The sequence below is a fragment of the Streptomyces sp. NPDC101160 genome (assembly GCF_044768205.1).
Lineage (GTDB): Bacteria > Actinomycetota > Actinomycetes > Streptomycetales > Streptomycetaceae > Streptomyces.
Genome location: NZ_JBIWPJ010000004.1, coordinates 243,562 through 270,428, shown reverse-complemented (window position 1 = coordinate 270,428; position 26,867 = coordinate 243,562). Strand labels below are relative to the sequence as shown.

Below are 26,867 nucleotides of genomic sequence, written 5' to 3'. Positions count from 1 at the left end.
GGTGATCGCGGACACATTGAAGACTCCCCGGAACACCGGGCGTTCGGCTGTACGAAGCCGGTGCCCTGCAGTTGTTCCACCGAGCCGCTACCCGCGGCGGGCAAGGGCCGGCGACCCGGCGGCCGAGAGGGGTCCTCACCACGATGACGGCACCACTGCACGAGACGAGTGCGGCAGAGAGCGCCGACGCCGTCGACGCCGTGCCCGGCACGCCGGCCAAGGCGATCGAGGGCCGTTCCCCCTGGCAGATCGCCTGGACGCGGCTCAAGAAGGACAAGCTGGCCCTGGCCGGCGGCTTCGTCGTCCTGTTCCTGATCCTCGTCGCGATCTGCGCCCCCCTGATCGTCGGACTGCTCGGCCACCCGCCGGACCAGTTCCACGAGGACCAGATCGACCCGCTGTTCGGCACCCCGATCGGCAGCTACGGCGGCATCAGCGGCGACTTCCTGCTCGGCGTCGAGCCGGTCAACGGCCGTGACGTCTTCAGCCGGATCATCTACGGCGCCCAGATCTCGCTGCTCGTCGCCTTCGCCGCCGCCCTCTTCGCGGTCGCGCTCGGCACGATCCTCGGCATCGTCGCGGGCTACTTCGGCGGCTGGGTCGACGCGGCGCTCAGCCGGGTCATGGACGTCATGCTGGCCTTCCCGCAGCTGCTCTTCACCATCGCGCTGGTCTCCGTGCTGCCCAACTCGCTGTTCGGCCTGGAGGGTTCGGGTGTGCGCATCCTCGCCCTGGTCGTCGTCATCGGCTTCTTCGGCTGGCCGTACGTGGGCCGCATCGTCCGCGGCCAGACGCTCAGCCTGCGCAACCGCGAGTACGTCGAGGCCGCCCAGTCGCTCGGCGCCGGCCGGTTCTACATCCTGCGCAAGGAACTGCTGCCGAACCTCATCGCGCCGATCATGGTCTACGCGACCCTGATGATCCCGACCAACATCCTCACCGAAGCGGCCCTCAGCTTCCTCGGTGCGGGCGTCAAGGCGCCCACCTCCTCCTGGGGCCAGATGCTGTCGACGGCGATCACCACCTACGAGTCCGACCCGCTGTTCATGATCTTCCCCGGCCTCGCGATCTTCATCACCGTGCTTGCGTTCAACCTCTTCGGCGACGGCGTGCGTGACGCGCTCGACCCGAAGGGCTCCCGCTGACCGTACGCCGCTCCCCCCGCAAGACCAGCCCCTGCCGCTGTTGCCAGGAGGCGAATCCCCCAACGGCGGACCACCGCAAGACGGCCGCCATTACACCGGAGGTTGCACGACCATGACGATGAACAGCTCCCAGAGGCGCAGAATCGCCGCGGGTGCGCTGCTCGCGGCGGCCACGATGGTCGTCACCACCGCCTGTGGCGGCGGCAACGGCAGCGGCGGCGACAAGGGCAAGGGCGGCGCGCCCGGCTTCAACGCGGGTGTGAACCAGATCGCCAGCCCCTCTGACAAGAAGGGCGGCGAGCTGAAGTTCATCGCGTCGCAGGAGGCCGACTCCTGGGACCCGGCGCGCACCTACACGGGCTTCGTCTTCGACTTCGCGCGCTACTACACGCGTCAGCTGGTCACCTACAAGCCCGTGCCCGGCTCCGGCTCCACCGAGCTGGTCGGCGACCTCGCCACCGACACCGGCAAGGTCTCGGCCGACGGCCTGACCTACACCTTCACGCTGAAGGACGGGGTCGCCTGGGAGGACGGCAAGCCGATCACCTCCAAGGACCTCAAGTACGGCATGGAGCGGACCTGGGCGCAGGACGTCATCTCCGGCGGTCCGATCTACCTCCAGCAGATGCTCGACCCGAAGAAGACCTACCCGGGCCCGTACAAGGACACCGCCCCGGACAAGCTGGGTCTGAGCACCATCCAGACGCCGGACGACAAGACCATCGTCTTCAAGCTTGCCGCCCCCAACGGCGACTTCCTGCAGATGCTGGCGCTGCCCATGTCCTCGCCGGTCCGCCAGGACAAGGACACCAAGGCGCAGTACGGTCTGCACCCGTTCTCCTCGGGCCCGTACAAGTGGGACTCGTACACCCCGAACAAGTCCCTGAAGCTGGTCCGCAACGACAAGTGGGACGCGAAGTCGGACACGGTCCGCAAGGCCCTGCCGGACAAGATCAGCGTCACGTTCACCACGAACGCCGACGACATGGACAACCGTCTGGTCGAGGGCGAGTACGACCTCGACCTCAACGCGACCGGTGTCGGCGCCGCGGCCCGCCAGAAGGTGCTCCAGCAGCACAAGGAGAACGTCGACAACCCGCAGACCGGCTTCATCCGGTACGCGGCGTTCCCGCAGACGGTCATCCCGAACATCGAGTGCCGCAAGGCCATCATCTACGCGGCCGACTCCAAGTCCCTGCAGACCGCCCGTGGCGGCCCGCAGGCCGGTGGCGACATCGCCCCGAACATGCTTCCCCCGGGCATCAAGGGTTCCGACCCGAAGGCCGACCCGTACGGCAAGCTCTCCGGCGCCCCCGACCTGGCCAAGGCCAAGGAGGCGCTGAAGAAGTGCGGCAAGCCGAACGGCTTCAAGACGACGATCGCGGTCCGCAACAACAAGAAGATCGAGATCGCCACCGCCGAGTCGCTGCAGAACTCGCTGAAGGCCGTCGGCATCGACGCCCAGATCGACGCGTACGACGGCGCCCAGTCCTCCGGCATCATCGGTTCGCCGAAGGTGGTCAAAGAGAAGGGCTACGGCATCATCATCATGGGCTGGGCCGCCGACTTCCCGACCGGCCAGGGCTTCCTGCAGCCGCTCGTGGACGGCCGCTTCATCCTGCAGTCCGGCAACAACAACTTCTCCGAGCTGAACGACCCGGCCATCAACGGCCTGTTCGACAAGGCGCTGAAGGAGACGGACCCGACCAAGGCCGGCGAGTTCTACAAGCAGATCAACGCCAAGGTCTCGGACGCCGCGGTCTACCTGCCGTTCACCAACGAGAAGAACATCATCTGGCGCAGCTCGCGACTGACCAACGTCTACACGGCCGACGCGTTCAACGGCCGCTACGACTACGCGTCCATCGGCGTCGTCAAGTAATCCCACTCAACTCGCTCCAACGGCGCACCCGCCGCTAGGCCCGAAGGGCAGGTGAGGGCCGTGCGCGGCGGCCGGGGGATCCGATCGGATCCCCCGGCCGCCGACCGGCCGACCGCATGCTTGCATACATAATCCGACGGCTCTTCGCCGTCGTCGTGATGCTGCTCGTCGTCACCCTGGTGACGCTCAGCATCTTCTTCCTCATCCCCAAGATGACCGGCAGCGATCCTGCCGCGATGTTCGTCGGCAAGCAGGCGGATCCGGCCTCCATCGAGGGCATCCGGCAGAAGCTGGGCCTCGGTGACCCGATCCTGGTGCAGTTCTGGCACTTCGTCTCGGGCATCTTCGTCGGCCGCGACTACGTCGGCGGCGGCGACTCCATCCACTGCGCGGCGCCCTGCTTCGGCTACTCGTTCCGCACCGACCAGGACGTGTCGTCGATGCTGGTCGACGCCTTCCCCGTGACCCTCTCCATGGTCATCGGCGCCGCCGTGCTGTGGCTGGTCATGGGCGTGGCCACCGGTGTCGTCTCCGCGCTCAAGCGGGGCACGATCATCGACCGGGCCGCGATGATCACGGCGCTCGCCGGTGTCTCGCTCCCCATCTTCTTCACCGCCATGCTGGCGATGCTCGTCTTCCGCACCCAGCTGGGCTGGCTCGACGCCACGTACGTGCCGATCACGGAGTCCGTCGGCGGCTGGTTCTCCGGCCTGCTGCTGCCCTGGGTGACGCTCGCCTTCCTGTACGCGGCGATGTACGCGCGGCTCACCCGCGCCACCATGCTCGAGGTCCTGGGCGAGGACTACATCCGTACCGCCCGCGCCAAGGGCCTCCCGGAGCCGGTCGTGCTCGGCAAGCACGCCATGCGCTCCACCATGACCCCGATCCTGACCATCTTCGGCATGGACCTCGGCGCCCTCGTCGGCGGCGCGATCCTCACCGAGACCGCGTTCAACCTCAAGGGCCTCGGCGGCCTCGCCATCAAGGGCGTGAGCGAGCGCGACCTGCCGATCATCCTGGCGGTCACCCTCATCACCGCCGCCTGTGTCGTCCTCGCGAACCTCGTGGTCGACCTGCTGTACGCCGTGATCGACCCCCGAGTGAGGCTCGCATGACCGACAAGCTCACCAGGACCGGCGCTGCCGTGGGAGAGCCCGTCACCCCCGCCGGGAACGCCCCGTCGGACGCCTTCCTCGACGTCCGCGACCTGAAGATCCACTTCCCGACCGACGACGGCCTGGTCAAGTCCGTCGACGGCCTCACCTTCCAGCTGGAGAAGGGCAAGACCCTCGGCATCGTCGGCGAGTCCGGCTCCGGCAAGTCGGTCACCTCGCTCGGCATCATGGGCCTGCACACCGTCGGCCAGTACGGCCGGCAGAAGGCCCGCATCTCCGGCGAGATCTGGCTGAACGGGCGCGAGCTGCTCTCCGCGAACCCGGACGAGGTCCGCCGGATGCGCGGCCGCGAGATGGCGATGATCTTCCAGGACCCGCTGTCCGCGATGCACCCGTACTACACGGTCGGCAACCAGATCGTGGAGGCGTACCGCGTCCACCACAGCGTCGACAAGAAGACGGCGAAGAAGCGGGCCGTCGAACTCCTCGACCGGGTCGGCATCCCCGAGCCGGCCAAGCGCTTCGACAACTACCCGCACGAGTTCTCCGGCGGCATGCGCCAGCGCGCGATGATCGCGATGGCGCTGGTCAACAACCCCGAGCTGCTCATCGCGGACGAGCCGACCACCGCGCTCGACGTCACCGTCCAGGCCCAGATCCTCGACCTGATCCGGGACCTGCAGAAGGAGTTCGGCTCCGCGGTCATCATCATCACGCACGACCTCGGCGTGGTCGCCGAGATCGCCGACGACATCCTCGTGATGTACGGCGGCCGGTGCGTGGAGCGCGGCACGGCCGAGGACGTCTTCTACACGCCGAAGCACCCCTACACCTGGGGCCTGCTCGGCTCCATGCCGCGCATCGACCGCGAGCAGACCGACCGGCTCATCCCGGTCAAGGGCAACCCGCCCAGCCTCATCAACGTCCCCAGCGGCTGCGCCTTCAACCCGCGCTGCCCGTACGCGGACGTGCCCAAGGACGGCATCACCCGGACCGTACGCCCCGAGCTGACGGAGTCCCAGGACGGTAGCCGGCACTTCTCCGCCTGCCACATGTCGCAGGAGGAGCGGACCCGGATCTGGACCGAAGAGATTGCGCCGAAGCTGTGAGCGACACCAAGGCCGTGAGTGACATGGAACCCCTGCTGAAGGTGACGGGCCTGCAGAAGCACTTCCCCATCAGGAAGGGCCTGCTGCAGCGCCAGACCGGCGCGGTCAAGGCGGTCGACGGGATCGACTTCGAGGTCTACCCCGGTGAGACCCTCGGCGTCGTCGGCGAGTCCGGCTGCGGCAAGTCGACGATGGGCCGGCTGATCACCCGGCTCCTCGAACCGACCGACGGCCGGATCGAGTTCGAGGGCACGGACATCTCCCACCTCGGGGTGGCGAAGATGCGTCCGCTGCGCCGCGACATCCAGATGATCTTCCAGGACCCGTACGGCTCGCTGAACCCGCGCCACACGGTCGGCACGATCATCTCGGCCCCCTTCCACCTGCAGGGCGTCGTGCCCGAGGGCGGGGTGAAGAAGGAGGTCCAGCGGCTGCTCGGGCTCGTCGGCCTCAACCCGGAGCACTACAACCGCTACCCGCACGAGTTCTCCGGCGGCCAGCGCCAGCGCATCGGCATCGCCCGCGCGCTCGCCCTCAAGCCGAAGCTCGTGGTCGCGGACGAGCCCGTCTCGGCCCTGGACGTCTCCATCCAGGCGCAGGTCGTCAACCTCCTGGACGACCTCCAGGAGGAGCTGGGCCTCACGTACGTGATCATCGCGCACGACCTGTCGGTCATCCGGCACGTCTCCGACCGCATCGCGGTCATGTACCTGGGCAAGGTCGTCGAGCTCGCCGACCGCAAGTCCCTGTACGAGTCGCCGATGCACCCGTACACCCGCGCGCTGATGTCGGCGGTCCCGATCCCGGACCCGCGCCGCCGGGGCCAGAAGAACGACCGCATCCTGCTGACCGGTGACGTCCCGTCCCCGATCGCCCCGCCGGCCGGCTGCCGCTTCCACACCCGCTGCTGGAAGGCGACCGAGGTCTGCAAGACCCAGGAGCCCCCGCTCCTGGAGCTCCGCCCGGGCCAGCGCGTGGCGTGCCACCACCCGGAGAACGCGGAGGGCGTGACGGTGCCGGCGGCGCGCGAGTCGGTGGAGGTCACGATCACGAAGAAGCCGGAGCCCGAGCCCGAGGCCCCGGCGGAGGAGCCGACGGAGTCCGCCACGGCGGAGGGCGCCGCGGCGGAGGCCGCGACGGAGTCCGCCGCGACGGACGCCGATGCGGAGGCCGCCCCGGCGGAGGCCGCGCCGGAGAAGTCTCCCGAGGCGTGAGTTCGGGTGAGGCCCCCGCCGCATCGCGCGGCGGGGGCCTCACGTGTGGCGCACCCGGAACAACCGGGACAATGGGGCGGTGCTCCACGATCTGTTCAACCCGTCCGTCCAACACGCCCTGGACCTCGTCGGCATCTTCGTCTTCGCGATCTCCGGCGCCCTGCTCGCCGTCCGCAAGAACTTCGACGTCTTCGGCATCGCCGTCCTCGCCGAGGTCACGGCCCTCGGCGGCGGCCTCTTCCGCGACCTGATCATCGGCGCCGTACCCCCGGCCGCCTTCACCGATCTCGGCTACTTCACGATGCCGCTGGTCGCGACCGTGCTGGTGTTCTTCCTCCACCCGGAGGTCGAGCGCACCCAGACCGCCGTCAACGTCTTCGACGCGGCCGGTCTGGGCCTGTTCTGCGTGACCGGCACGACCAAGGCGTACGACTACGGGCTCGGCCTCACCTCCTCCGCCGCGCTCGGCCTCGCCACGGCCGTCGGCGGCGGTGTGCTGCGCGACGTCCTGGCCAACGAGGTGCCGTCGCTGCTCCGCTGGGACCGCGACCTCTACGCGGTGCCGGCGATCGTGGGCGCGACGATCGTGGTGCTCGCCATCCGCTTCGACGTGCTCAACGCGTACACGAGCGGCGCGGCGGTGCTCACCGCGTTCGTGCTGCGGCTGCTCGCCATGCGCTATCACTGGAGAGCGCCGCGGGCGTGGAATCGGCGGTCGAGCGCGAGCGAGGAGACGGGGACGGGCGTCGGAGCCGGAAAAGCTACCGCTTAGTAGCTGAATCCTGTACGGTCTCTGGTATGAGCACGAGCAGCATCGAGACGACGGCCGGGACCACGGCCGGGACGGCGAGCGAGTTCGACCGCGACACCGCCGTCATCCTCCGCGAGCCCGGCGTCTACGACGCCGAGCTGTCCGCCGGCTGGACGATCATCCACGCCGTCAACGGCGGCTACCTCCTGGCCCTCCTCGGCCGCGCGCTCGGCGACCACCTGCCGCACCCCGACCCGTTCACGATCTCGGCGCACTACCTGACGCCGTCCGTGCCGGGCCCCGCGGTCATCCGCACCGAGACCGTCCGCACCGGCCGCACGCTCTCCACCGGCCAGGCCTCCCTCTTCCAGTACGCGGAGGACGGCACCGAGATCGAGCGCATCCGCGTGCTCGCCTCGTACGGCGACCTGGACGCGCTCCCGGACGACGTCCGCACCTCCGCGACGCCGCCCGCGTTCGCCCCGATCGACCAGTGCCTCGGCGCCTCCGACGGCCCGACCCCGCAGATCCCGGGCTCCTCCGCCATCGCCGACCGCCTCGACCTCCGGCTCGACCCGGCGACGGTCGGCTGGGCGGTCGGCGCGCCCTCGGGCAAGGGCGAGATGCGCGGCTGGTTCGGCCTCGCGGACGGCCGCGAGCCCGACGCGCTCTCCCTGCTGCTCACGGTCGACGCCCTGCCGCCGACCTCCTTCGAGCTCGGCCTCAAGGGCTGGACCCCCACCGTCGAACTCACCACCCACGTCCGCTGCCGCCCCGCCCCCGGCCCCCTCCGCGTCTCCATCACCACCCGCAACCTCGCGGGCGGCTTCCTGGAGGAGGACGCCGAGGTCTGGGACTCCGCGGACCGGCTGGTCGCCCAGTCGAGGCAGCTGGCCCGGGCACCGCGAGGCTGACGGACGGCGCGAGCCCCCGGCGCCCCGGCAACGGAAGGGGAGCCGGGAACCCCCCGGGGCCCCGGCCTCCACCGGCAGGAACCGGCCAGGCGCTCGCCCCCCGCGGGCCGCCTCGTAGAATCGTTGCCACCATGGCATACCTCGACCACGCCGCGACCACGCCCATGCTCCCGGAGGCGATCGAGGCGATGACCGCCCAGCTCGCCGTCACGGGCAACGCCTCCTCGCTGCACGCCGCCGGCCGGCGCGCCCGGCGGACCGTCGAGGAGGCCCGCGAGACGCTCGCGGGCGCGCTCGGCGCGCGGCCCAGCGAAGTCGTGTTCACCTCGGGCGGCACCGAGGCGGACAACCTCGCCGTGAAGGGCCTGTACTGGGCCCGACGCGCCGCCGACCCGCGCCGCGTCCGGGTCCTCGCGAGCCCCGTGGAGCACCACGCCGTCCTCGACGCCGTCGACTGGCTGGCCACCCACGAGGGCGCCACCGTCGAGTACCTGCCCGTCGACACGTACGGCCGGGTGCACCCCGAGGCCCTGCGCGAGGCCATCGCCCGCGACCCCGACTCGGTCGCCCTCGCCACCGTCATGTGGGCCAACAACGAGATCGGCACGCTCATGCCGGTCCGCGAACTCGCCGACGTCGCCGCCGAGTTCGGCGTACCGCTGCACGCCGACGCCGTCCAGGCGTTCGGCCAGGTCCCGGTCGGCTTCGCCGACTCCGGCCTCGCCGCGATGACCGTCTCCGGCCACAAGATCGGCGGCCCGTACGGCATCGGGGCGCTGCTCCTCGGCCGCGAGTACACCCCCGTCCCCGTCCTGCACGGCGGCGGGCAGGAGCGCCACGTCCGCTCCGGCACCCTCGACGTGCCCGCCGTCGCCGCGTTCGCCGTCGCGGGCCGGCTCGCGGACGAGGGCCGCGAGGAGTTCGCCCGTACGGTCGGCGCGCTGCGCGACGAACTCGTCACCGCCGTCCGTACCGCCGTCCCCGACGCGATCCTCGGCGGCGACCCGGTCGACCGGCTCCCCGCCAACGCGCACTTCAGCTTCCCCGGCTGCGAGGGCGACTCGCTGCTGCTGCTCCTCGACGCCGCCGGCATCGAGTGCTCCACCGGCTCCGCCTGCACCGCCGGCATCGCCCAGCCCAGCCACGTGCTGCTCGCCACCGGCGCCGACCCCGACCTGGCCCGCGGCACGCTGCGCTTCAGCCTCGGCCACACCTCCACCAAGGAGGACGTGGCGGCCGTCGCGGAGGCGATCGGCCCGGCCGTCGAACGGGCGCGGACCGCCGGCCTCAGCTGACCGCCGGCCTCAGCGCTGGCCGTCGGCCTCGGCTGACCGCCGGCCTCAGCCGACCGCCGGCCTCAGCCGACCGCGGCCGCAGCCGACCGCGGCCGCAGCCGACCGCGGCCGCAGCCGACCGCGGCCTCAGCCGACCGGCGGCAGCTTCGCGCGCTCCTTCTTCACGAGCGCCATGTACCGGGGCCAGTCCCAGTGCGGCCCCGGGTCCGTGTGGTCGGTGCCCGGCACCTCCACGTGCCCGATGATGTGCTCCCGGTCCACGGGTATCCCGTACCGCGCGCATATGTCCGCCGTGAGCCGGGCCGACGCCGCGTACATCGCCGGCGTGAAGTCCTGCGGCCGGTCGACGAAGCCCTCGTGCTCGATGCCGATGCTGCGCTCGTTCATGTCCCGGTTCCCGGCGTGGAAGGCCACGTCGAGCTCCCGGATCATCTGCGCGACGTGCCCGTCCTTGCGGACCACGTAGTGCGCGGCGGCCCCGTGCCCCGGGTCCTTGAAGACCCGCAGGGCGGAGGCGTAGCTGCCCTGGACGACATGGATCACGACCCGGTCGATCACGTAGTCGTCGGGGCGGTCGGCGCGCCGCCAGTTGTAGCGGGACGCCGCCGTCCACTCGGCGCCCTTGTGGTCGAGCACGCCCTCGACGCGCTTGCGCTCGACGCCGGGCAGCCGCCAGTAGAGGCGGGCCAGCTCGTCACGGGCGAGCGCGACGGTGCCGACGACGGCGACCGTGCCGCCGAGCAGGAAGGCCCGCCGCCCGGGCCCGCCCTTCTTGGCGGGCGCCTTCTTCCCGCCTTTCCCCCCGGCCGCGCCCTTGCTCCCGGCCCGGCCCTTGCCCCCGCCCCCGCTCTTCCCCGCGGGCGCCTTCGTCCCGCTCCCGGCCCCGCCCTTGCCCTGCCCCTGGTTCCCCATGTGATCGAGAACGCTCACTCCCATGACCACGGTTCCCCGGCCCGCACCCCGACCGGCCCCGTACCCTGGTAGGGCTATGACTCAGACCCCGCCGCAGCGCCCCCTCGACCGCCCCCTCCGGGTCCTCGCCGCCATGTCCGGCGGAGTGGACTCCGCCGTCGCCGCCGCCCGCGCCGCAGAGGCGGGCCACGACGTCACCGGCGTGCACCTGGCCCTCTCCGCCAACCCGCAGTCCTTCCGTACCGGAGCGCGGGGCTGCTGCACCATCGAGGACTCGCGCGACGCCCGGCGGGCCGCGGACGTCATCGGCATCCCGTTCTACGTGTGGGACCTGGCCGAGCGGTTCCGCGAGGACGTCGTCGACGACTTCGTCGCCGAGTACGAGGCGGGCCGCACGCCCAACCCCTGCCTGCGCTGCAACGAGAAGATCAAGTTCGCCGCGCTCCTCGACAAGGCGCTCGCCCTCGGCTTCGACGCCGTCTGCACCGGCCACTACGCCACCGTCGTGCTGCGCGAGGACGGCACCCGCGAGCTGCACCGGGCCTCCGACATGGCTAAGGACCAGTCGTACGTGCTCGGGGTGCTCGACGAGAAGCAGCTCGCCCACGCCATGTTCCCGCTCGGCGACACCGTCACCACCAAGGACGAGATCCGGGCCGAGGCGGAGCGGCGCGGTCTCGCCGTCGCCAAGAAGCCCGACAGCCACGACATCTGCTTCATCGCGGACGGCGACACCCAGGGCTTCCTCGCCAAGCACCTCGGCACGGCGGAGGGCGACATCGTCGACGAGTCCGGTACGAAGGTGGGCAGCCACACCGGCGCGTACGGCTTCACCATCGGCCAGCGCAAGGGCCTGCGCATCGGGCACCCGGCGCCGGACGGCAAGCCGCGCTACGTCCTCGACATCTCGCCGGTGAACAACACCGTCACCGTCGGCCCCGCCGAGGCCCTCGACGTCATCGCTCTCACCGCGATCAGGCCCCGCTGGTGCGGCACCGCCCCCGAGGGCCCCGGCCGCTACACCGCCCAGCTCCGCGCCCACGGCGACGAGACCCCGGTCAGCGCGGCGATGGAGGACGGCGAGCTGAAGGTCACCTTCGACGAGCCCGTCCGCGGCGTGGCCCCCGGCCAGGCGATCGTGCTCTACGACGGCACGCGGGTGGTCGGCTCGGCGACGATCGCGACGACGGTACGACGGACGGCCGAGGCGGCCACGAAGGCCTGACGCCCGGTCAGCCGATCGCCGGCTCCTCCGCGTAGAAGTCGGCCAGGACCGGCGCGAGCACGTGCGGGGACACCTCGTGCGTCTGGCCGGTCAGCGTGCGGTGCCGGCCGCGCGGGACGGCCGCCGCGACCGTCCGGGCCGCCCGCCGCGTCCAGGACGGGCTCGCGCCGCCGTCGACCACGAGGACGCGCGCGGGCACCCGGCCCAGCTGCGCCGCGGGTCCGGCGCCACCGAGCGGGTAGAGCGGCTCGTACACCGACACCGGCCCCACCGGCACCCCCGCCGCCGCCGCGGCCAGGGCGAGCGCCCCGCCGGACGCCGTGCCGTGCACCGCCGCCGTACCCGCCGCGCCCGCGCCCACCGCGTCGACGAGCGCCGCCAGATCGGCGATCTCCCGCTCCACCTGACCGGCCCCCGGTCCGGAGCGCCGCTCGTACGCCACCACCGGGAACCGGCGCGCCAGCAGCCCGGCGAGCACGGAGTGGCTCCCGTCCGCCCCGCCCACCAGGATCAGCGGCGGCCCGTCCGCGTCCCCCGCCCCGTCCCCGTACCGCTCGTACGCGATCCGCGTCCCGTCCTGCGCCCTGACCAGGCCCCTGGCCCGGCACGGTGTGGTCCTCACCTCGTCCATGGCAGGGCAGACCGGCGCCGCGCCCGGAACTCATCGCTCCCGGCGGAACTTCCGGGAAGATCCCGGCTGTCGGTGCCGGGCCGTACGGTGGAGCCCATGAACATCTGCGTCTTCCTGTCCGCCGCCGACCTCGACGACCGCTACACGGTCCCCGCCCGCGACTTCGCCCACCGCCTCGGCAAGGCGGGCCACACCCTGGTCTGGGGCGGCTCCGACACGGGCCTGATGAAGGTCGTCGCGGACGGCGTCGAAGAGGCCGGCGGGCGCCTGGTGGGCGTCTCGGTCGACTTCCTCGCGGCCAAGGCCCGCCCGGTCGCCGACCAGATGGTCTTCGCCAAGGACCTCGCCGAGCGCAAGGCCCTGCTCCTCGCCAAGTCCGACGCGATCGTCGTCATGGTCGGCGGCACCGGCACCCTCGACGAGGCCACCGAGATCCTGGAACTGAAGAAGCACGGCAAGCACACCAAGCCCGTCGTCCTCCTCAACACGGCCGGCTTCTACGACGGCCTCAAGGCCCAGTTCCGCCGCATGGAGGAGGAGGGCTTCCTCCCGATACCCCTCACCGACCTCGTCTTCTTCGCCGAGGACGGGGCGGCGGCGCTGGCGTACCTGGAGGAGACGGTCTCCTCCCGCGGCTGACGCGAGCTCCGTCGATGATGCGAGCATGGGGGCCATGGCTACACATGTGATCACCGGAGCCGGCTCCGGCATCGGCGCCGCCGTCGCGCGGCGGCTGCACGCGCGCGGGGACGAGCTCGTGCTGCACGCGCGGAACGCGGCGCGGGCCAAGGAGCTGGCGGGCGAGTTTCCCGGGGTGCGGACGCTGGTGGGGGACCTGGCGGACCCGGACCGGCTGTCGTGGGCGTTCTCGCACCAGACCCTGCCCGAGCGGGTGGACACGCTGCTGCACATCGCCGGGGTCGTCGACCTCGGGCCGGTCGGGGAGCTGACGCCGAAGACCTGGCACCACCAGCTGAACGTCAACCTGGTCGCGCCGGCCGAGCTGACGCGGCACTTCCTGCCGCTGCTGCGGGTCTCCAAGGGCCATGTGCTGTTCGTGAACTCGGGCGCCGGGCTCAACGCGCACGCCGAGTGGGGCGCGTACGCGGCCTCCAAGCACGGCCTGAAGGCGCTCGCCGACTCGCTGCGGCAGGAGGAGCACGCCAACGGGGTGCGGGTGACGTCGGTGTACCCGGGGCGGACCGCCAGCCCCATGCAGGCGAAGGTGCACCAGCAGGAGGGCAAGGAGTACGACCCCGAGCGCTGGATCGACCCGGAGTCGGTGGCGACGACCATCGTCATGGCGATCGACCTGCCGCGGGACGCCGAGGTCAACGACCTGACCGTGCGCCCGGGACGCTGAGCGCCGCATGACGGGGGCGGGGGCCGGCAATTCCATCACCGGTGGGACGCAGGGGAGCGTCGTCCAGGCCGGGCACATCGAGCACCTCGTCGTGCACCAGGCCCCGCCGCCCGCCGACGAGGTGACCGTCGCCCCGCCCTTCGGACGGCGCGGCACCCCGCTGCGGGGACGCGGGGAGCTCCTCGCCCGGCTGTGCTCCGCCTCCGGCACGCAGGTGCTGTACGGGCTCGGCGGCGTCGGCAAGACCAGCCTCGCCCTGGAGGTCGCCGACGTCCTCGCGCGCGGCGGCGCGCCCGTGTGGTGGGTGGCCGCGCAGGACGCCGGACGGCTCGCGGGCGGGCTGCGCGCGGTGGCCCGCCGGGTCGGCGTCCGCGAGGACGAACTGGCGAGCGGCCAGACCGCCGACCTCCTGTGGGAACGGCTCGCCGCCCTGCCCGGCCCCTGGCTCCTCGTCCTCGACAACGCCGACGACCTGGCGTTGCTCGACGGCCCGGGCTCCCTCGCCGCCGGTACGGGCTGGGTCCGCGCGCCCGACGGTACGGCCGGCCTCGTCCTCGTCACCACCCGCGACGGCGACCCCGCCGCCTGGGGCAACGGCCCCGTACTCCACCCGCTCGGCGCGCTGCCGGGTGACGAGGGCGCCCGCGCGCTGGCGGACCGGGCGGGCGCGGAGGCCGGGCCCGCGACGGACGCCGAGTCCCTTTCCGTACGCCTCGGAGGGCTGCCGCTCGCCCTGGACAGCGCGGGGCGCTACCTGGCGTCAGTCGCCGAACGCCCGCCCTTCCTGCGGGCACCCGGCGAGCCCGCCACGTACGGCGCCTACCTCGCCGCCCTCGGTACGGGGGACCTCGCCGTCGACCGCGACGGCACCCTCGCCCGGATCTGGGCCATGTCCCTCCGCCTCCTCCACGACCGCGGCCACGTCCACGCGGAGGACGTCCTGCGCCTCCTCGCCGGCTTCGCCGACGCGCCGGTGCCCTTGCGGGTGTTCGCGCCGGAGCGGATCGCGATTCCGCCGGGGGAGCTGTGGACCTGCCTCCAGGCGCTGGACCGGCTCGGGCTCGCGAGTCTGCGGACGGACGGCGAGCCGGTAGTGACGGTGCATCCGCTGGTGCGGGACGCGTACCGTGCGGGGCGGGAGCGGCTGTCGGCGGAGGCGGCGCTCGGCTGCGAGGTGCCGGAGGAGCACGGTCCGCTGTGGCCGCTGCTCGTCCCGCACCTCCTCGACGACCTGCGGCCGGGCGCGCCGGAGGACGTCTGGGAGGGCGCGGTGCTCGCCGTGCGCTCGCTGAACGCGCGCGGTCTGGTCGCCGAGGCCGGCGCGGCGGTGGACCTGGTGCGCCGGGGCGCCGCGGACGGGCTCGGGGCCGAGCACCGGATCGTGCGAGAGGCGCGCTTCGAACACGGCCGGGCGCTGCTGAACGCCGGCCGCGAGCGGGAGGCACTGGAACTGCTCGGCGAACTCGCGGCGGAGGGTGGGGCGGGTGATTCCGACGAGCTCTTCGTCCTCCAGGTCCGCAACGAGCTGGCCACGGCGCTCCAGCAGAACGGACACCTGGAGCGGGCCCGCGCGGAGTACGCCGGGGCGCTCGCCGGCTGCGCCCGCGCCCTGGGGCCGGACCACTGGCGAACCCTCGCCTGCCGACAGAACCTCGCGGTGTGCCTCGCCCTGCTCGGGCGGACCCGCGAGGCGCTGGCCGAGCTGGAGACCGTACGGGCGGTGGAGGCCCGCACCCTGGGCCCCGACCATCCCAACGCGCTCGTCACCCGGGAGAACCGGGCGGTCCTGCTCCTGGAGTTCGGCGACCGGGCCGTCGCACGGGCGGAGCTGGAAGCCGTGATCGTGGCGCGGCAGCGGCTGCTGGGCGCGGAGCACCCGCACACGCTCTCCGCCCGCTTCAACCTCGCCCGCTGCCTCGCCCCCGCGGGCGCCCGCGCCGAACTCACCGCCGTCCTCGACGCCCGCACCCGCGTCCTCGGTGCCGACCACCCGGTCACGATCGCCACACGGGAAGCCCTGGCACGTACGCTTCCCGCGTGAGCGAGAAGAACGATTTTCCCTGGGCCCCCGCCACCGCCGTCGGCTCCCTCCCCGGCACCGACGCCCGTGAAGCCGCCAAGACCGTCACCGGGTCCTTCGAGGACTTCCCGTTCCTCGCCGAGCTGCCCGCCCGCGGGCCCGGCGCGGACATGATCGGGCGGACCACGGGGCTGCTCGCGGAGGTGTACGCGCACGTGGAGCCGAGCGGCTGGCGGATCAGCGACCGGCCGGGGCGGGACACCCGCCGCGCCCGGTCCTGGCTGGGCGAGGACCTGGACGCCCTGGAGGAGTTCACGCAGGGGTACGAGGGCGCGCTGAAGGTGCAGGTGGTGGGGCCGTGGACGCTTGCCGCGGCGCTCGAACTGCACGGCGGAGAGGCGGCGCTGTCGGACGCCGGGGCCTGCCGGGACCTGGCCGCGTCGCTCGCGGAGGGGCTGAACGGGCACCTGGCTGACGTGCGCAAGCGGGTGCCGGGGGCCAGGGTCGTGCTCCAGCTCGACGAGCCCTCGCTGACCGCCGTGCTCCTGGGCCACGTCCGTACCGCCAGCGGCTACCGCACCCACCGGGCCGTCGACCGGCAGGTCGTGGAGGCGGCGCTGCGGGACGTGATCGCCGTGCACGACGGACCCGTCGTCGTGCACTCGTGCGCGCCGGGGGTGCCGTTCGCCCTGCTGCGGCGGGCCGGGGTGGCGGGCGTGTCGTTCGACTTCTCGCTTCTCACCGAGCGTGACGAGGAGCCGATCGGGGAGGCGGTGGAGGCCGGGACCAAGCTCTTCGCCGGTGTGGTGCCGTCCACGGACCCGGCGTCGGGGGCATTGTCAGACCCGGGCGGTAGCGTCATGGGTGTCAGGACGCTGTGGCGCAGGCTGGGGCTGAATCCGGGGACTCTCGCCGAGTCCGTGGTGGTCACCCCGACCTGTGGTCTCGCGGGTGCCACGCCGGCATACGCCCGCAAGGCGCTCGCGCACTGCGTCCGGGCGGCGAGATCGCTCGCGGACAACCCAGAGTGACCGGGGTCGTAAGCACGGGAGGACGGACGAAGGTGGCAGTCGAACAGGGGGCCCCCGCCGAGGCGCGGGAGAAGCACGCCGAGCTGGCGGAGCAGGTCGAGGAGCACCGCTTCCGGTACTACGTGAAGGACCAGCCGGTCATCAGCGACGCGGAGTTCGACAAGCTCCTGCGCGCCCTGGAGGCGCTGGAGGAGCAGTATCCGGAGCTGCGCACGCCCGACTCGCCGACCCAGAAGGTCGCCGGGTCGTACGAGACGGACTTCGCGTCCGTGCAGCACCGGGAGCGGATGCTGTCGCTGGACAACGCGTTCGACGACGAGGAGCTGGCCGCCTGGGCCGAGCGGATCGCCAAGGACGTCGGCACGGGCGACTACCACTTCCTGTGCGAGCTGAAGGTCGACGGCCTGGCCGTGAACCTCACGTACGAGAAGGGACGGCTGACCCGCGCCGCGACCCGTGGCGACGGCCGCACCGGCGAGGACATCACGCCGAACGTGCGGACGATCGCGGACATCCCGGACCGGCTGCGCGGCGAGCGCGTCCCGGACCTGGTGGAGATCCGCGGCGAGGTCTACTTCCCGATGGAGGCGTTCGAGGGGCTGAACGCGCGCCTGGTCGAGGCCGGCGACAAGCCCTTCGCCAATCCGCGCAACGCGGCGGCGGGCTCGCTGCGGCAGAAGGACCCCAAGGTGACGGCGACCCGGCCGCTGCACATGGTGGTGCACGGGATCGGCGCCCGGGACGGCCTGGAGATCACCCGCCTCTCGGACGCGTACGAGCTGCTGCACGAGTGGGGACTGCCCACCGCCCGGCACAACAAGGTCGTCCCGTCCCTCGAAGAGGTCCGCGAGTTCATCGCCTACTTCGGCGAGAACCGGCACTCCGTCGAGCACGAGATCGACGGCGTCGTCGTCAAGCTCGACGAGATCCCGCTCCAGGGCCGGCTCGGCTCCACGGCCCGCGCCCCGCGCTGGGCCATCGCGTGGAAGTACGCGCCGGAGGAGGTCAACACCAAGCTGGTCGACATCAAGGTCGGCGTCGGCCGCACCGGGCGCGTCACGCCGTACGCGCAGGTGGAGCCGGTGACGGTGGCCGGCTCCGAGGTCGAGTTCGCCACCCTGCACAACCAGGACGTGGTGAAGGCCAAGGGCGTGCTGATCGGCGACACCGTGGTGCTGCGCAAGGCCGGTGACGTCATCCCGGAGATCCTCGGCCCGGTCGCGGACCTGCGGGACGGCACCGAGCGCGAGTTCGTGATGCCGGCCGAGTGCCCCGAGTGCGGCACGCCGCTGAAGCCGATGAAGGAGGGCGACATCGACCTGCGCTGCCCCAACGCGCAGTCGTGCCCCGCCCAGCTGCGCGAGCGGCTGTTCTTCCTGGCCGGCCGCCAGTGCCTCGACATCGAGAACTTCGGCATGGTCGCGGCGGCGGCGCTCACCCGCCCGCTGGAGCCGGCCGAGCCGCCGATCGTCGACGAGGGCGATCTGTTCGACCTGACGATCGAGCAGCTGCTGCCGATCAGGGCGTACGTCCTGGACCCGGACAGCGGGCTGCCCAAGCGGGACCCGAAGACCGGCGAGGAGAAGATCGTCTCCGTCTTCGCCAACCAGAAGGGCGAGCCGAAGAAGAACGCCCTGGCCATGCTGGCGAACATCGAGGCGGCCAAGACCCGGCCGCTGGCCCGGTTCATCAACGGCCTGTCGATCCGTCACGTCGGCCCGGTCGCGGCCGAGGCGCTGGCCCGCGAGTTCCGCTCCCTGGAGCGGATCGAGCAGGCGACGGAGGAGGAGCTGGCCGCGGTCGACGGCGTGGGCGGGATCATCGCCGCCGCCGTGAAGCAGTGGTTCGCCGAGGAATGGCACCGCGAGATCGTGCGCAAGTGGCGCGCGGCCGGGGTGAGCTTCGAGGACGAGGGCGCCGGCGAGGAGCAGGGGCCGCGGCCACTTGACGGACTCACCGTCGTCGTCACCGGCACCCTGCAGAACTACACCAGGGATGGCGCAAAAGAATCGCTCCAGGCCCGAGGTGCGAAGGTGACCGGTTCCGTTTCGAAGAAGACGGCCTTCGTGGTCGTCGGCGACAACCCGGGATCCAAGTACGACAAGGCGATGCAGCTGAAGGTTCCGGTTCTCGACGAAGACGGGTTCGTCGTGCTGCTCGAACAAGGTCCCGAAGCCGCTCAGGAGGCCGCGCTGCCCGTCCCGGAGTAGCCGACGGGCCCGCCGGCGGCGAGGCGGGTCGGGCGGCCGCCGGGGCAGCCGTCCGGCGGCCCCGACGGGCCCTGAAAGCTCACCCGTTCGGCGCATACCAGATCGTTACGGGTGGCCGGGTCGCATTCGGGCAAGACATGGAGAGCGCTGCCCGTAGCGGCCCTCCGCGGCCTAGTGTGGTGACCGTGCGTCCGCCGCGCACGGCCGCGCGAGGGACACCTGCCGGCGTGTGCGGGAGCAGGACGCGCACTACCCCCTGTGAGAGGGACGGGAATGAAACCGACCGAGAGCGCCGCCCCGGTCGCACGGCCCCAGGGCCGAGCGGCCTTCGTGGGCATCACAGCAGGACTCCCCGGAGCCCTGCTGGGCATCGCCGCCGTCGCACTCACCGCCGGGCTCTACCATGCGCTGAGCACCGGCCAGGCCCTCTTCCCCGGCGGCGCCCCCGGCTGGTCGCTCGCCGTCCTCACCGGCCTCATCGTCGGCCATCTGGTCGCGCTCGGCCGCGACCGCTGGTGGGGCGGCACCGGCTCCGGCGCCGCCCTCACCCTGGCCGTCCTGCTCCTCTACGGCTGGATGCCGGCCTGTCTGGTCTCACTCGCCGTCGTCGTGCTCGTCGCCGCCGCCCGCCGGCACCGCTGGCGCCAGGGCCTGCTGCACGGCGCCGTCGACGTCATCGGCACCGGCGCCGCCGCCCTCGTCCTCGCCACCTTCGGGTCCGCCCCGACCGTCGAGCGGCCCTGGCAACCCCTCGACTGGGGGATCGGCGCCGTACCGGAAGTGGCGCTCGCCGCCATCGCCTACCTCGTGGCGACCCGGATGCTGCTGTGGTATGCGCTCGCGCCCCACGGCGGCGGACTGCCCACGGCCGCCCGCAGCGCCCTGCTCCGCCAGGGCCTGGTCGCCGTCGCGCTGCTCGCCATCGCACCGCTGATCTGCGTCGTCGCCGCCTCCCGGCCGCCGCTGCTGCCGCTCTTCGCGGTCCCGCTCATCGCCCTCGACTCCACCCTGTGGATCGCCCGCGCCCGCGCCGAGGAACAGCTGCGCGACCCGCTCACCGGGCTGCCCAACCGCCAGTGGCTCCTGGAGCGCACCTGGACCGCCCTGGAGGAGGCCGAGGGCGAGGGCCTCCGCTCCGCCCTCGTACTGATCGACCTCGACCGCTTCCGCTCGGTCAACGACACCCTCGGGCACCTCGCCGGCGACCGGCTGCTGCTCCAGATCGCCGAACGGCTGCGGCTCGCCCTGCCCCGCGGCGCCGAGGCCGCCCGGCTCGGCGGCGACGAGTTCGCCGTGCTGCTGCCCACCGCCGACTCCACCACCAGCGCCCAGCGGGTCGCCCGCCACCTCGTCGCCGAGCTCTCCTCGCCGCTCGACCTGGACGGGCTCACCCTCGTCCTGGAGGCCAGCGCCGGCGTCGCCGTCTTCCCCGAGCACGCCCTCGACGCCGAGGGCCTGCTGCGCCGCGCCGACGTGGCGATGTACCAGGCCAAGCGGGACCGCACCGGCGTCGAGGTGTACGAGTCCAAGCGCGACTCCAACACCCCCGACCGGCTCGGACTCCTCGGCGACCTGCGGCGGGCCCTCGACGCCGGCGAGGTCGAGCTGCACTACCAGCCCAAGGTCCGCTTCGACGGCCAGGTCGCCGGTCTGGAGGCCCTGGTCCGCTGGGTGCACCCGGAGCGCGGCAAGGTCCCGCCGGACGAGTTCATCGCCATCGCCGAGTCCTCCGGCCTGATGCCCCACCTCACCGAGTACGTCCTGGAGACCGCCCTGGCCCAGGTGGCCCGCTGGCGCGCCCAGGGCCTCCTCGTGCCCGTCGCCGTCAACGTCTCGCCGCGTGACGTCCACACCCCCGGCTTCGCCGGCGCCGTCGCCGCCCGGCTCGCCCGGCACGGCGTCCCGGCCGGCGCGCTCCAGCTGGAGATAACGGAGCACGTCCTCCTGGAGGACCCGCAGCGGGCCGCCGACACCATGGCCGGCCTCACCGGGCACGGCGTCAAGATGTCCCTCGACGACTTCGGCACCGGCTACTCCTCCCTGGTGCACCTGCGCCGCCTCCCGGTGAGCGAACTGAAGATCGACCGTTCCTTCGTCGCCCGGCTCGCCGTCGACACCGAGGACGCCGAGATCGTCCGCTGCACCGTCGACCTCGCCCACTCCCTCGGCCTGCTCGTGGTCGCCGAGGGCGTCGAGGACGACGAGACCTGGGAGCGCCTGCGCGACCTGGGCTGCGACGCCGTCCAGGGCTGGCTGGTGGCCGCCGCCATGCCGCCCGCCGAGACCACCGCCTGGCTGCGCGCCCGCGGCGAGCACGGCTGGCGCCGCCCGTCGGAGATCGCGGCGAGCGCGGCGATCGTGGAGGTCGAGCACCCCTCCGGACACGTCGTCCAGTAGCCGTACGGATCAAGGGCGAGCCCCTCACGGGGCCTGGGGCCTGTGCGGCGGATCAGGACCGGGTCCGCAACGCCTGGCACGGCACCTCGCCGCGTTGCCGAAGCGCCTCGATAGCTCCGCTATCGAGACCCTCCGGCGCCTTGCGATGCACCGCACCAGACGCCGCGGCCTTTCCGGCCCTGATCCGCCGCACAGACCCCACCGTTTCACGGGCAGCGGTGCGGGCCCCATAGGATTGGGCCAACACCATCAAACTCACCCCGTGAGGATCCGCATGCCTGGCATCACGCGCGAGGAGGTCGCACACCTCGCACGGCTGGCGCGTCTGGAGCTCAAGAGCGAAGAACTCGACCACTTCGCCGGACAGCTCGACGACATCATCGGCGCGGTCGCCCGCGTCTCCGAGGTCGCTGACCAAGACGTACCGCCGACCTCCCACCCGCTGCCGCTGACCAATGTCATGCGCGCGGACGAGGTCCGTCCGTCGCTCACCCCCGAGCAGGCGCTCTCCGGCGCCCCGGCCCAGGAGCAGCAGCGTTTCAAGGTGCCGCAGATCCTGGGGGAGGACTAAGAACGTCATGACGGACAACAGCACCATCATCAAGCTCACCGCCGCCGAGATCGCGGCGAAGATCGCCTCCGGCGAGCTCACCGCCGTCCAGGTCGCCGAGGCCCACCTCGCGCGCATCGAGGCCGTCGACGAGAAGGTCCACGCCTTCCTGCACGTCGACCGCGAGGGCGCCCTCGCCCAGGCCCGCGCCGTGGACGAGAAGCGCGCCCGGGGCGAGAAGCTCGGCCCGCTGGCCGGTGTGCCGCTGGCGCTCAAGGACATCTTCACGACCCAGGGCGTGCCCACGACGGTCGGTTCGAAGATGCTCGAGGGCTGGATCCCGCCGTACGACGCGACCCTGGTCAAGAAGCTCAAGGCCGCCGACGTGGTCATCCTGGGCAAGACCAACATGGACGAGTTCGCCATGGGCTCCTCCACCGAGAACAGCGCCTACGGCCCGACCGGCAACCCGTGGGACCTGACCCGCATCCCGGGCGGCTCCGGCGGCGGCTCCTCGGCCGCGCTCGCCGCGTACCAGGCCCCGCTCGCCATCGGCACGGACACCGGCGGTTCGATCCGCCAGCCCGCCGCCGTCACCGGCACCGTCGGCGTCAAGCCGACCTACGGCGCGGTCTCCCGCTACGGCATGGTGGCCTTCTCCTCCTCGCTGGACCAGGGCGGCCCCTGCGCCCGTACGGTGCTCGACGCGGCCCTGCTGCACGAGGCGATCGCCGGCCACGACCCGCTCGACTCGACCTCCATCGACCTGCCGGTCCCGCCGGTGGTCGAGGCCGCCCGCAACGGCTCGGTCGCCGGGATGCGCGTCGGCGTCGTCAAGCAGTTCCGCGGCGAGGGCTACCAGGCCGGTGTGATGCAGCGCTTCGACGAGTCCGTCGAGCTGCTCACGTCGCTCGGCGCCGAGATCGTCGAGGTGGACTGCCCGTCCTTCGACCTCGCGCTCTCCGCGTACTACCTGATCGCGCCGTCCGAGTGCTCCTCCAACCTGGCCCGCTTCGACGGTCTGCGCTACGGCCTGCGCACCGGCGACGACGGCACCCGGTCCGCCGAGGACGTCACCGCGCTCACCCGCGAGGCCGGTTTCGGCCCCGAGGTCAAGCGCCGCATCATCCTCGGCACGTACGCGCTGAGCTCGGGCTACTACGACGCGTGGTTCGGCTCGGCCCAGAAGGTCCGCACCCTCATCACCCGCGAGTTCGAGAAGGCCTTCGAGCAGGTCGACGTGATCGTCTCCCCGACGACGCCGACCACCGCCTTCCCGATCGGCGAGCGCGCCGACGACCCGATGGCGATGTACCTCGCGGACCTGTGCACCATCCCGACCAACCTGGCCGGCAACTCCGCCATGTCGCTGCCCTGCGGCCTGGCGCCGGAGGACGGTCTGCCGGTCGGCCTGCAGATCATCGCCCCCGCCATGAAGGACGACCGTCTCTACAAGGTCGGTGCCGCCGTCGAGGCCGCCTTCGTGGAAAAGTGGGGCCACCCGCTGCTTGAGGAGGCTCCGTCGCTGTGAGTGCACTTCAGAAGGCCAAGGGCTTCAAGAAGTCCAGGACCGGTACGTACCTGTCCATGGGCACCACCGCCTTCGGCGCCGTGAGCGTGCTGAAGCAGGTCAAGAAGGCCCGCACCGAGCACGACACGCTGCAGCTGATCGACGCCGTCGTGTCCGCCGCCGCCATCGTCACCGGCCTCGCGATCCTGTACCGCGAGCTGAAGCGTCTCGGCGACGACGACGTCCTGATGGGCTGAGAGGGAAGTTCCACCGTGACTGTCACTGAACTGCTGTCGTACGAGGCGGCGCTCGCCGAGTACGACCCCGTCATGGGCCTCGAGGTCCATGTCGAGCTGGGCACCAAGACGAAGATGTTCTGCGGCTGCTCGACCGAGCTCGGCCAGGACGCCAACGCCCAGACCTGCCCGACCTGCCTCGGCCTGCCCGGCGCCCTGCCGGTCGTCAACGCCGTCGGCGTCGAGTCGGCCATCAAGATCGGCCTCGCGCTGAACTGCGAGATCGCCGAGTGGTGCCGCTTCGCCCGGAAGAACTACTTCTATCCGGACATGCCGAAGAACTTCCAGACCTCCCAGTACGACGAGCCGATCGCCTTCAACGGCTACCTGGACGTCCAGCTGGAGGACGGCGAGATCTTCCGCGTGGAGATCGAGCGCGCCCACATGGAGGAGGACACCGGCAAGTCCACCCACATCGGTGGCGCGACCGGCCGCATCCACGGCGCCTCGCACTCGCTGCTCGACTACAACCGGGCCGGCATCCCGCTGATCGAGATCGTCACCAAGCCGATCGTCGGCGCGGGCGAGCGGGCCCCGGAGGTCGCCAAGGCGTACGTGGCCGAGCTGCGCGAGCTGATCCGTGCCCTGGGCGTCTCCGAGGCGCGCATGGACAAGGGCCAGATGCGCTGCGACGTCAACCTGTCGCTGATGCCGAAGGGTTCCGACACCTTCGGTACCCGCTCGGAGACGAAGAACGTCAACTCGCTCCGCTCCGTGGAGCGCGCGGCGCGCTTCGAGGTCCAGCGCCAGGCGGCGATCCTGGCCGCCGGCGGCTCGGTCGTGCAGGAGACCCGTCACTTCCACGAGGACGACGGCACCACCACCTCCGGCCGCATCAAGGACAACGCCGAGGACTACCGCTACTTCCCCGAGCCGGACCTGGTGCCGGTGGCCCCCTCCCGCGAGTGGGTCGAGGAGCTGCGGCAGGCCCTGCCCGAGCTGCCGCGCGTGCGCCGCAACCGGCTGCGCGAGGAGTGGGGCGTGTCCGAGCTGGACATGCAGTCCATCCTCAACGCGGGCGCGGTCGACGCGATCGTCGCCACGATCGAGGCGGGCGCCGACGCGGCCTCGGCCCGCAAGTGGTGGATGGGCGAGCTGGCCCGTAACGCCAACGAGAAGGGCGTCTCCCTGGAGGAGCTCCCGATCACCCCGGCGGACGTCGCCCGCGTGTCGGCCCTGGTCGCCTCCGGTGACCTGAACGACAAGCTGGCCCGCCAGGTCATCGAGGGCGTCCTCGCCGGCGAGGGCACCCCGGACGAGGTCGTCGAGAAGCGCGGTCTGAAGGTCGTCTCCGACGACAGCGCGCTCGGCGCGGCCGTCGACGAGGCCATCGCGGGCAATGCGGCCATCGCCGACAAGATCCGCGGCGGCAAGGTCGCCGCGGTCGGCGCCCTGGTCGGTGCGGTCATGAAGGCCACGCGTGGCCAGGCCGACGCGGCGAAGGTCAAGGACCTGATCCTGGAGAAGCTGGGCGTCAGCGAGGGCTGATCCCGGCCCCGTACGGCTCAGTGGGCGCGGCCCCGCACCGGAGTTCCGGTGCGGGGCCGCGGTCGTACGTCAGGAGTGGATGCCCGTGTGGGTGAAGGTCCACTTCTGGTGGGCGCCGTAGCGGCAGTCCCACTGCTGGGCGGGCGCGCGCGCCGGCACTCGTGAACGATTCCAACCTGCCTTTTCGATCAAGGCACTTGGCGAGGAGTCGCCTGCTATACGATCACGCCTGATCGACACGTGATCATATGGGGGGAATACATGTCCGTTTTCCGAAGAGCCCTGGCGGTGGGCGCCGTCGGCTCGCTCAGCCTGGCCGGCGTGCTCGGCCTGCAGGCCGGCCCGTTCGCGACCGCGGCGGCCGCCGCGACCACGCTGGGCGGCAACCAGTTCCACGGCGTCAACTGGGCCGACCCGCGCGACAACTACGCCGACGACGAGGTCGTCCCGTCCGGCCTGTCGACCGCCGACGACTACCTGACGACGTACAACAAGTCCGCCGCCGTCGTCGGCCAGTTCCAGAGCAAGTTCGGCGCCGACACCGTCCGCCTCCCGGTCAACCCGGCCACCGTCAACGGCCCCTGGTGGGGCTCGTACACGGGCGCCGTCGACGCGGCCGTCGGCAAGGGCGCCAAGGTCGTGCTCGCCTACTGGGAGGGCCCCGGCGCCGCCAAGGACGGCCGGATCGACAACCAGGCCGCCTACGACGCGATGTGGTCGACGATCGTCGACCGGTACGCCGACAACGACCGCGTCTACTTCGAGCCGATGAACGAACCCTTCGGCTACTCCGCGAGCCAGTGGACCGACACCGCCGCCCGCTGGCTCGGCGACCACGGCCGCAGCATCCCGCGCGACCGCGTCTTCGTCGGCGGCACCGGCTACGACGACGACGTCCGGCCCGTCTGCGCCGACAGCCGCCTCGCCGGCACCCACCTCTCGCTGCACCACTACGGCTTCTGGCACCCGGACTGGACCCAGCACTCCCAGTGGTCCGCCGACCTGCGCACCAAGGTGGGCGGCTGCGCCTCCCGCACCGTCCTGACCGAGTTCGGCGCCACGCTGAACACCGGCCTGAACTACAACGGCGCGATCAACGGCTCGAACGAGATCGCCTACCTCCAGGCCGACACCGACACCCTGCGCGAGCTGAACATGGGCTCGGTCTACTGGCCCGGCCTGCGACGCGGCGACGGCTACAGCCTCACCGAGCTCCAGGGCACCGGCACCGACCTCACCCTGCGCACCACCAACACCTCCGCCGCCGACCGGCTCGCCTGGTCCTGGTTCGGCACCGGCAGCCCGGCCGTCACGGCGGGCGTGCTGCGCGGCGTGGGCTCCGGCCTCTGCCTGGACGTGCCGGGCGCCTCGCACGAGCCGGGCACCAAGATGATCATCTGGTACTGCAACGGCCAGGGCAACCAGCAGTGGACCTACACGGCCCAGAAGGAGCTCCGGGTCTACGGCGACATGTGCCTGGACGTCGACCACGGCGGCACGACGGGCGGCACCCCGCTGATCCTGTGGCCCTGCAACGGCGGCAGCAACCAGAAGTGGAACATCAACGCCGGCGGCTCGGTCACCGCGCAGGACTCCGGCCTGGCCCTCGACGTCGGCGGCGCGGCCACGGCCGCGGGCAGCTCGGTCGGCCTCTGGTACGGCAACGACGGCAGCAACCAGAAGTGGCAGCGCAGCTGACCCGCCGGCCCTCGTGACGGGGGTCGGGGACCTCCGTCCTTACCCCCGTCACACCCCTGTGACCATTGCCACGAAAGGGACAAACGATCACGTTTGGCTGCGAGAGTAGGC

Annotated in this window: 23 protein-coding genes; 20 read left to right on the top strand and 3 right to left on the bottom strand. The window is 72.0% G+C overall.

Annotated elements, in window-relative coordinates; all coding sequences use genetic code 11:
* The first annotated feature begins 143 nt into the window (after positions 1-143).
* The 8 genes from ACIRSU_RS14270 to ACIRSU_RS14235 all read left to right on the top strand — a co-directional run bounded on the left by ACIRSU_RS14270 (position 144) and on the right by ACIRSU_RS14235 (position 9,425).
* Positions 144-1,145 (top strand): ABC transporter permease, encoded by a 1,002-nt coding sequence (locus tag ACIRSU_RS14270; RefSeq protein WP_403791863.1) that lies wholly within the window; start codon positions 144-146, stop codon positions 1,143-1,145.
* A gap of 112 nt (positions 1,146-1,257) precedes the next feature.
* Complete coding sequence (locus tag ACIRSU_RS14265; protein ID WP_403791861.1) at positions 1,258-3,027, top strand: ABC transporter substrate-binding protein; 1,770 nt, start codon at positions 1,258-1,260, stop codon at positions 3,025-3,027.
* A gap of 116 nt (positions 3,028-3,143) precedes the next feature.
* On the top strand, positions 3,144-4,142 hold the full coding sequence (locus tag ACIRSU_RS14260) for an ABC transporter permease (RefSeq protein ID WP_403791859.1): 999 nt from the start codon (positions 3,144-3,146) through the stop codon (positions 4,140-4,142).
* Complete coding sequence (locus ACIRSU_RS14255; protein WP_403791857.1) at positions 4,139-5,251, top strand: ABC transporter ATP-binding protein; 1,113 nt, start codon at positions 4,139-4,141, stop codon at positions 5,249-5,251. Before ACIRSU_RS14260 ends, ACIRSU_RS14255 begins: the two co-directional genes overlap by 4 nt.
* Before the next feature lie 23 nt (positions 5,252-5,274).
* A complete protein-coding gene (locus ACIRSU_RS14250; RefSeq protein WP_403792560.1) occupies positions 5,275-6,465 on the top strand; it encodes an ABC transporter ATP-binding protein in 1,191 nt (396 codons plus the stop codon).
* A 79-nt stretch (positions 6,466-6,544) separates the two neighbouring features.
* Positions 6,545-7,237 (top strand): trimeric intracellular cation channel family protein, encoded by a 693-nt coding sequence (locus ACIRSU_RS14245; RefSeq protein WP_403791856.1) that lies wholly within the window; start codon positions 6,545-6,547, stop codon positions 7,235-7,237.
* A 26-nt stretch (positions 7,238-7,263) separates the two neighbouring features.
* Positions 7,264-8,130, top strand: coding sequence for a thioesterase family protein (locus tag ACIRSU_RS14240; RefSeq protein ID WP_403791854.1), 867 nt, complete (start codon positions 7,264-7,266; stop codon positions 8,128-8,130).
* Between the two features lie 131 nt (positions 8,131-8,261).
* Positions 8,262-9,425, top strand: a complete 1,164-nt coding sequence (locus ACIRSU_RS14235; protein ID WP_403791852.1) for a cysteine desulfurase family protein — start codon at positions 8,262-8,264, stop codon at positions 9,423-9,425.
* A gap of 126 nt (positions 9,426-9,551) precedes the next feature.
* On the opposite strand, the gene ACIRSU_RS14230 is transcribed toward ACIRSU_RS14235, so the two are convergent.
* The gene (locus ACIRSU_RS14230) at positions 9,552-10,337 is read right to left on the bottom strand and encodes an N-acetylmuramoyl-L-alanine amidase (RefSeq protein ID WP_403792558.1); all 786 of its coding nucleotides are present in this window, start codon (positions 10,335-10,337) and stop codon (positions 9,552-9,554) included.
* 76 nt (positions 10,338-10,413) lie between these two features.
* Here ACIRSU_RS14230 and mnmA point away from each other — a divergent pair, with 76 nt between their 5' ends.
* A complete protein-coding gene (mnmA, locus tag ACIRSU_RS14225; RefSeq protein ID WP_403791851.1) occupies positions 10,414-11,562 on the top strand; it encodes a tRNA 2-thiouridine(34) synthase MnmA in 1,149 nt (382 codons plus the stop codon).
* 7 nt (positions 11,563-11,569) lie between these two features.
* On the opposite strand, the gene ACIRSU_RS14220 is transcribed toward mnmA, so the two are convergent.
* Positions 11,570-12,193: an alpha/beta fold hydrolase gene (locus ACIRSU_RS14220; RefSeq protein WP_403791849.1), complete on the bottom strand. Its 624-nt coding sequence runs from the start codon at positions 12,191-12,193 to the stop codon at positions 11,570-11,572.
* A 96-nt stretch (positions 12,194-12,289) separates the two neighbouring features.
* On the opposite strand from ACIRSU_RS14220, the gene ACIRSU_RS14215 reads away from it, so the two are divergent.
* The 10 genes from ACIRSU_RS14215 (at position 12,290) to gatB (ending at position 25,058) form a co-directional block, all read left to right on the top strand.
* Complete coding sequence (locus tag ACIRSU_RS14215) at positions 12,290-12,832, top strand: TIGR00730 family Rossman fold protein (protein ID WP_403791848.1); 543 nt, start codon at positions 12,290-12,292, stop codon at positions 12,830-12,832.
* A 25-nt stretch (positions 12,833-12,857) separates the two neighbouring features.
* On the top strand, positions 12,858-13,556 hold the full coding sequence (locus tag ACIRSU_RS14210; RefSeq protein WP_403791847.1) for an SDR family oxidoreductase: 699 nt from the start codon (positions 12,858-12,860) through the stop codon (positions 13,554-13,556).
* Positions 13,557-13,563: 7 nt separating this feature from the next.
* The gene (locus ACIRSU_RS14205; RefSeq protein ID WP_403791845.1) at positions 13,564-15,597 is read left to right on the top strand and encodes a tetratricopeptide repeat protein; all 2,034 of its coding nucleotides are present in this window, start codon (positions 13,564-13,566) and stop codon (positions 15,595-15,597) included.
* Positions 15,594-16,607, top strand: coding sequence for a methionine synthase (locus tag ACIRSU_RS14200; protein WP_403791843.1), 1,014 nt, complete (start codon positions 15,594-15,596; stop codon positions 16,605-16,607). The genes ACIRSU_RS14205 and ACIRSU_RS14200 overlap by 4 nt, the downstream gene beginning before the upstream one ends.
* A gap of 32 nt (positions 16,608-16,639) precedes the next feature.
* Positions 16,640-18,817 (top strand): NAD-dependent DNA ligase LigA, encoded by a 2,178-nt coding sequence (gene ligA, locus ACIRSU_RS14195; RefSeq protein ID WP_403791841.1) that lies wholly within the window; start codon positions 16,640-16,642, stop codon positions 18,815-18,817.
* A gap of 273 nt (positions 18,818-19,090) precedes the next feature.
* Entirely contained in the window at positions 19,091-21,214 is a 2,124-nt protein-coding gene (locus ACIRSU_RS14190; RefSeq protein WP_403791840.1) for a putative bifunctional diguanylate cyclase/phosphodiesterase, read from the top strand.
* Between the two features lie 274 nt (positions 21,215-21,488).
* Entirely contained in the window at positions 21,489-21,785 is a 297-nt protein-coding gene (gene gatC / locus ACIRSU_RS14185) for an Asp-tRNA(Asn)/Glu-tRNA(Gln) amidotransferase subunit GatC (protein ID WP_007266718.1), read from the top strand.
* Positions 21,786-21,792: 7 nt separating this feature from the next.
* A complete protein-coding gene (gene gatA / locus ACIRSU_RS14180) occupies positions 21,793-23,295 on the top strand; it encodes an Asp-tRNA(Asn)/Glu-tRNA(Gln) amidotransferase subunit GatA (protein WP_403791838.1) in 1,503 nt (500 codons plus the stop codon).
* A gap of 56 nt (positions 23,296-23,351) precedes the next feature.
* The gene (locus ACIRSU_RS14175; RefSeq protein ID WP_403792557.1) at positions 23,352-23,531 is read left to right on the top strand and encodes a hypothetical protein; all 180 of its coding nucleotides are present in this window, start codon (positions 23,352-23,354) and stop codon (positions 23,529-23,531) included.
* A 15-nt stretch (positions 23,532-23,546) separates the two neighbouring features.
* Entirely contained in the window at positions 23,547-25,058 is a 1,512-nt protein-coding gene (gene gatB, locus ACIRSU_RS14170) for an Asp-tRNA(Asn)/Glu-tRNA(Gln) amidotransferase subunit GatB (RefSeq protein ID WP_403791836.1), read from the top strand.
* A 69-nt stretch (positions 25,059-25,127) separates the two neighbouring features.
* Here gatB and ACIRSU_RS14165 read toward each other — a convergent pair whose 3' ends face one another.
* Positions 25,128-25,217 (bottom strand): RICIN domain-containing protein, encoded by a 90-nt coding sequence (locus ACIRSU_RS14165; protein WP_403791835.1) that lies wholly within the window; start codon positions 25,215-25,217, stop codon positions 25,128-25,130.
* A 102-nt stretch (positions 25,218-25,319) separates the two neighbouring features.
* On the opposite strand from ACIRSU_RS14165, the gene ACIRSU_RS14160 reads away from it, so the two are divergent.
* Positions 25,320-26,756, top strand: coding sequence for a ricin-type beta-trefoil lectin domain protein (locus tag ACIRSU_RS14160; protein ID WP_403791833.1), 1,437 nt, complete (start codon positions 25,320-25,322; stop codon positions 26,754-26,756).
* Positions 26,757-26,867 lie beyond the last annotated feature (111 nt).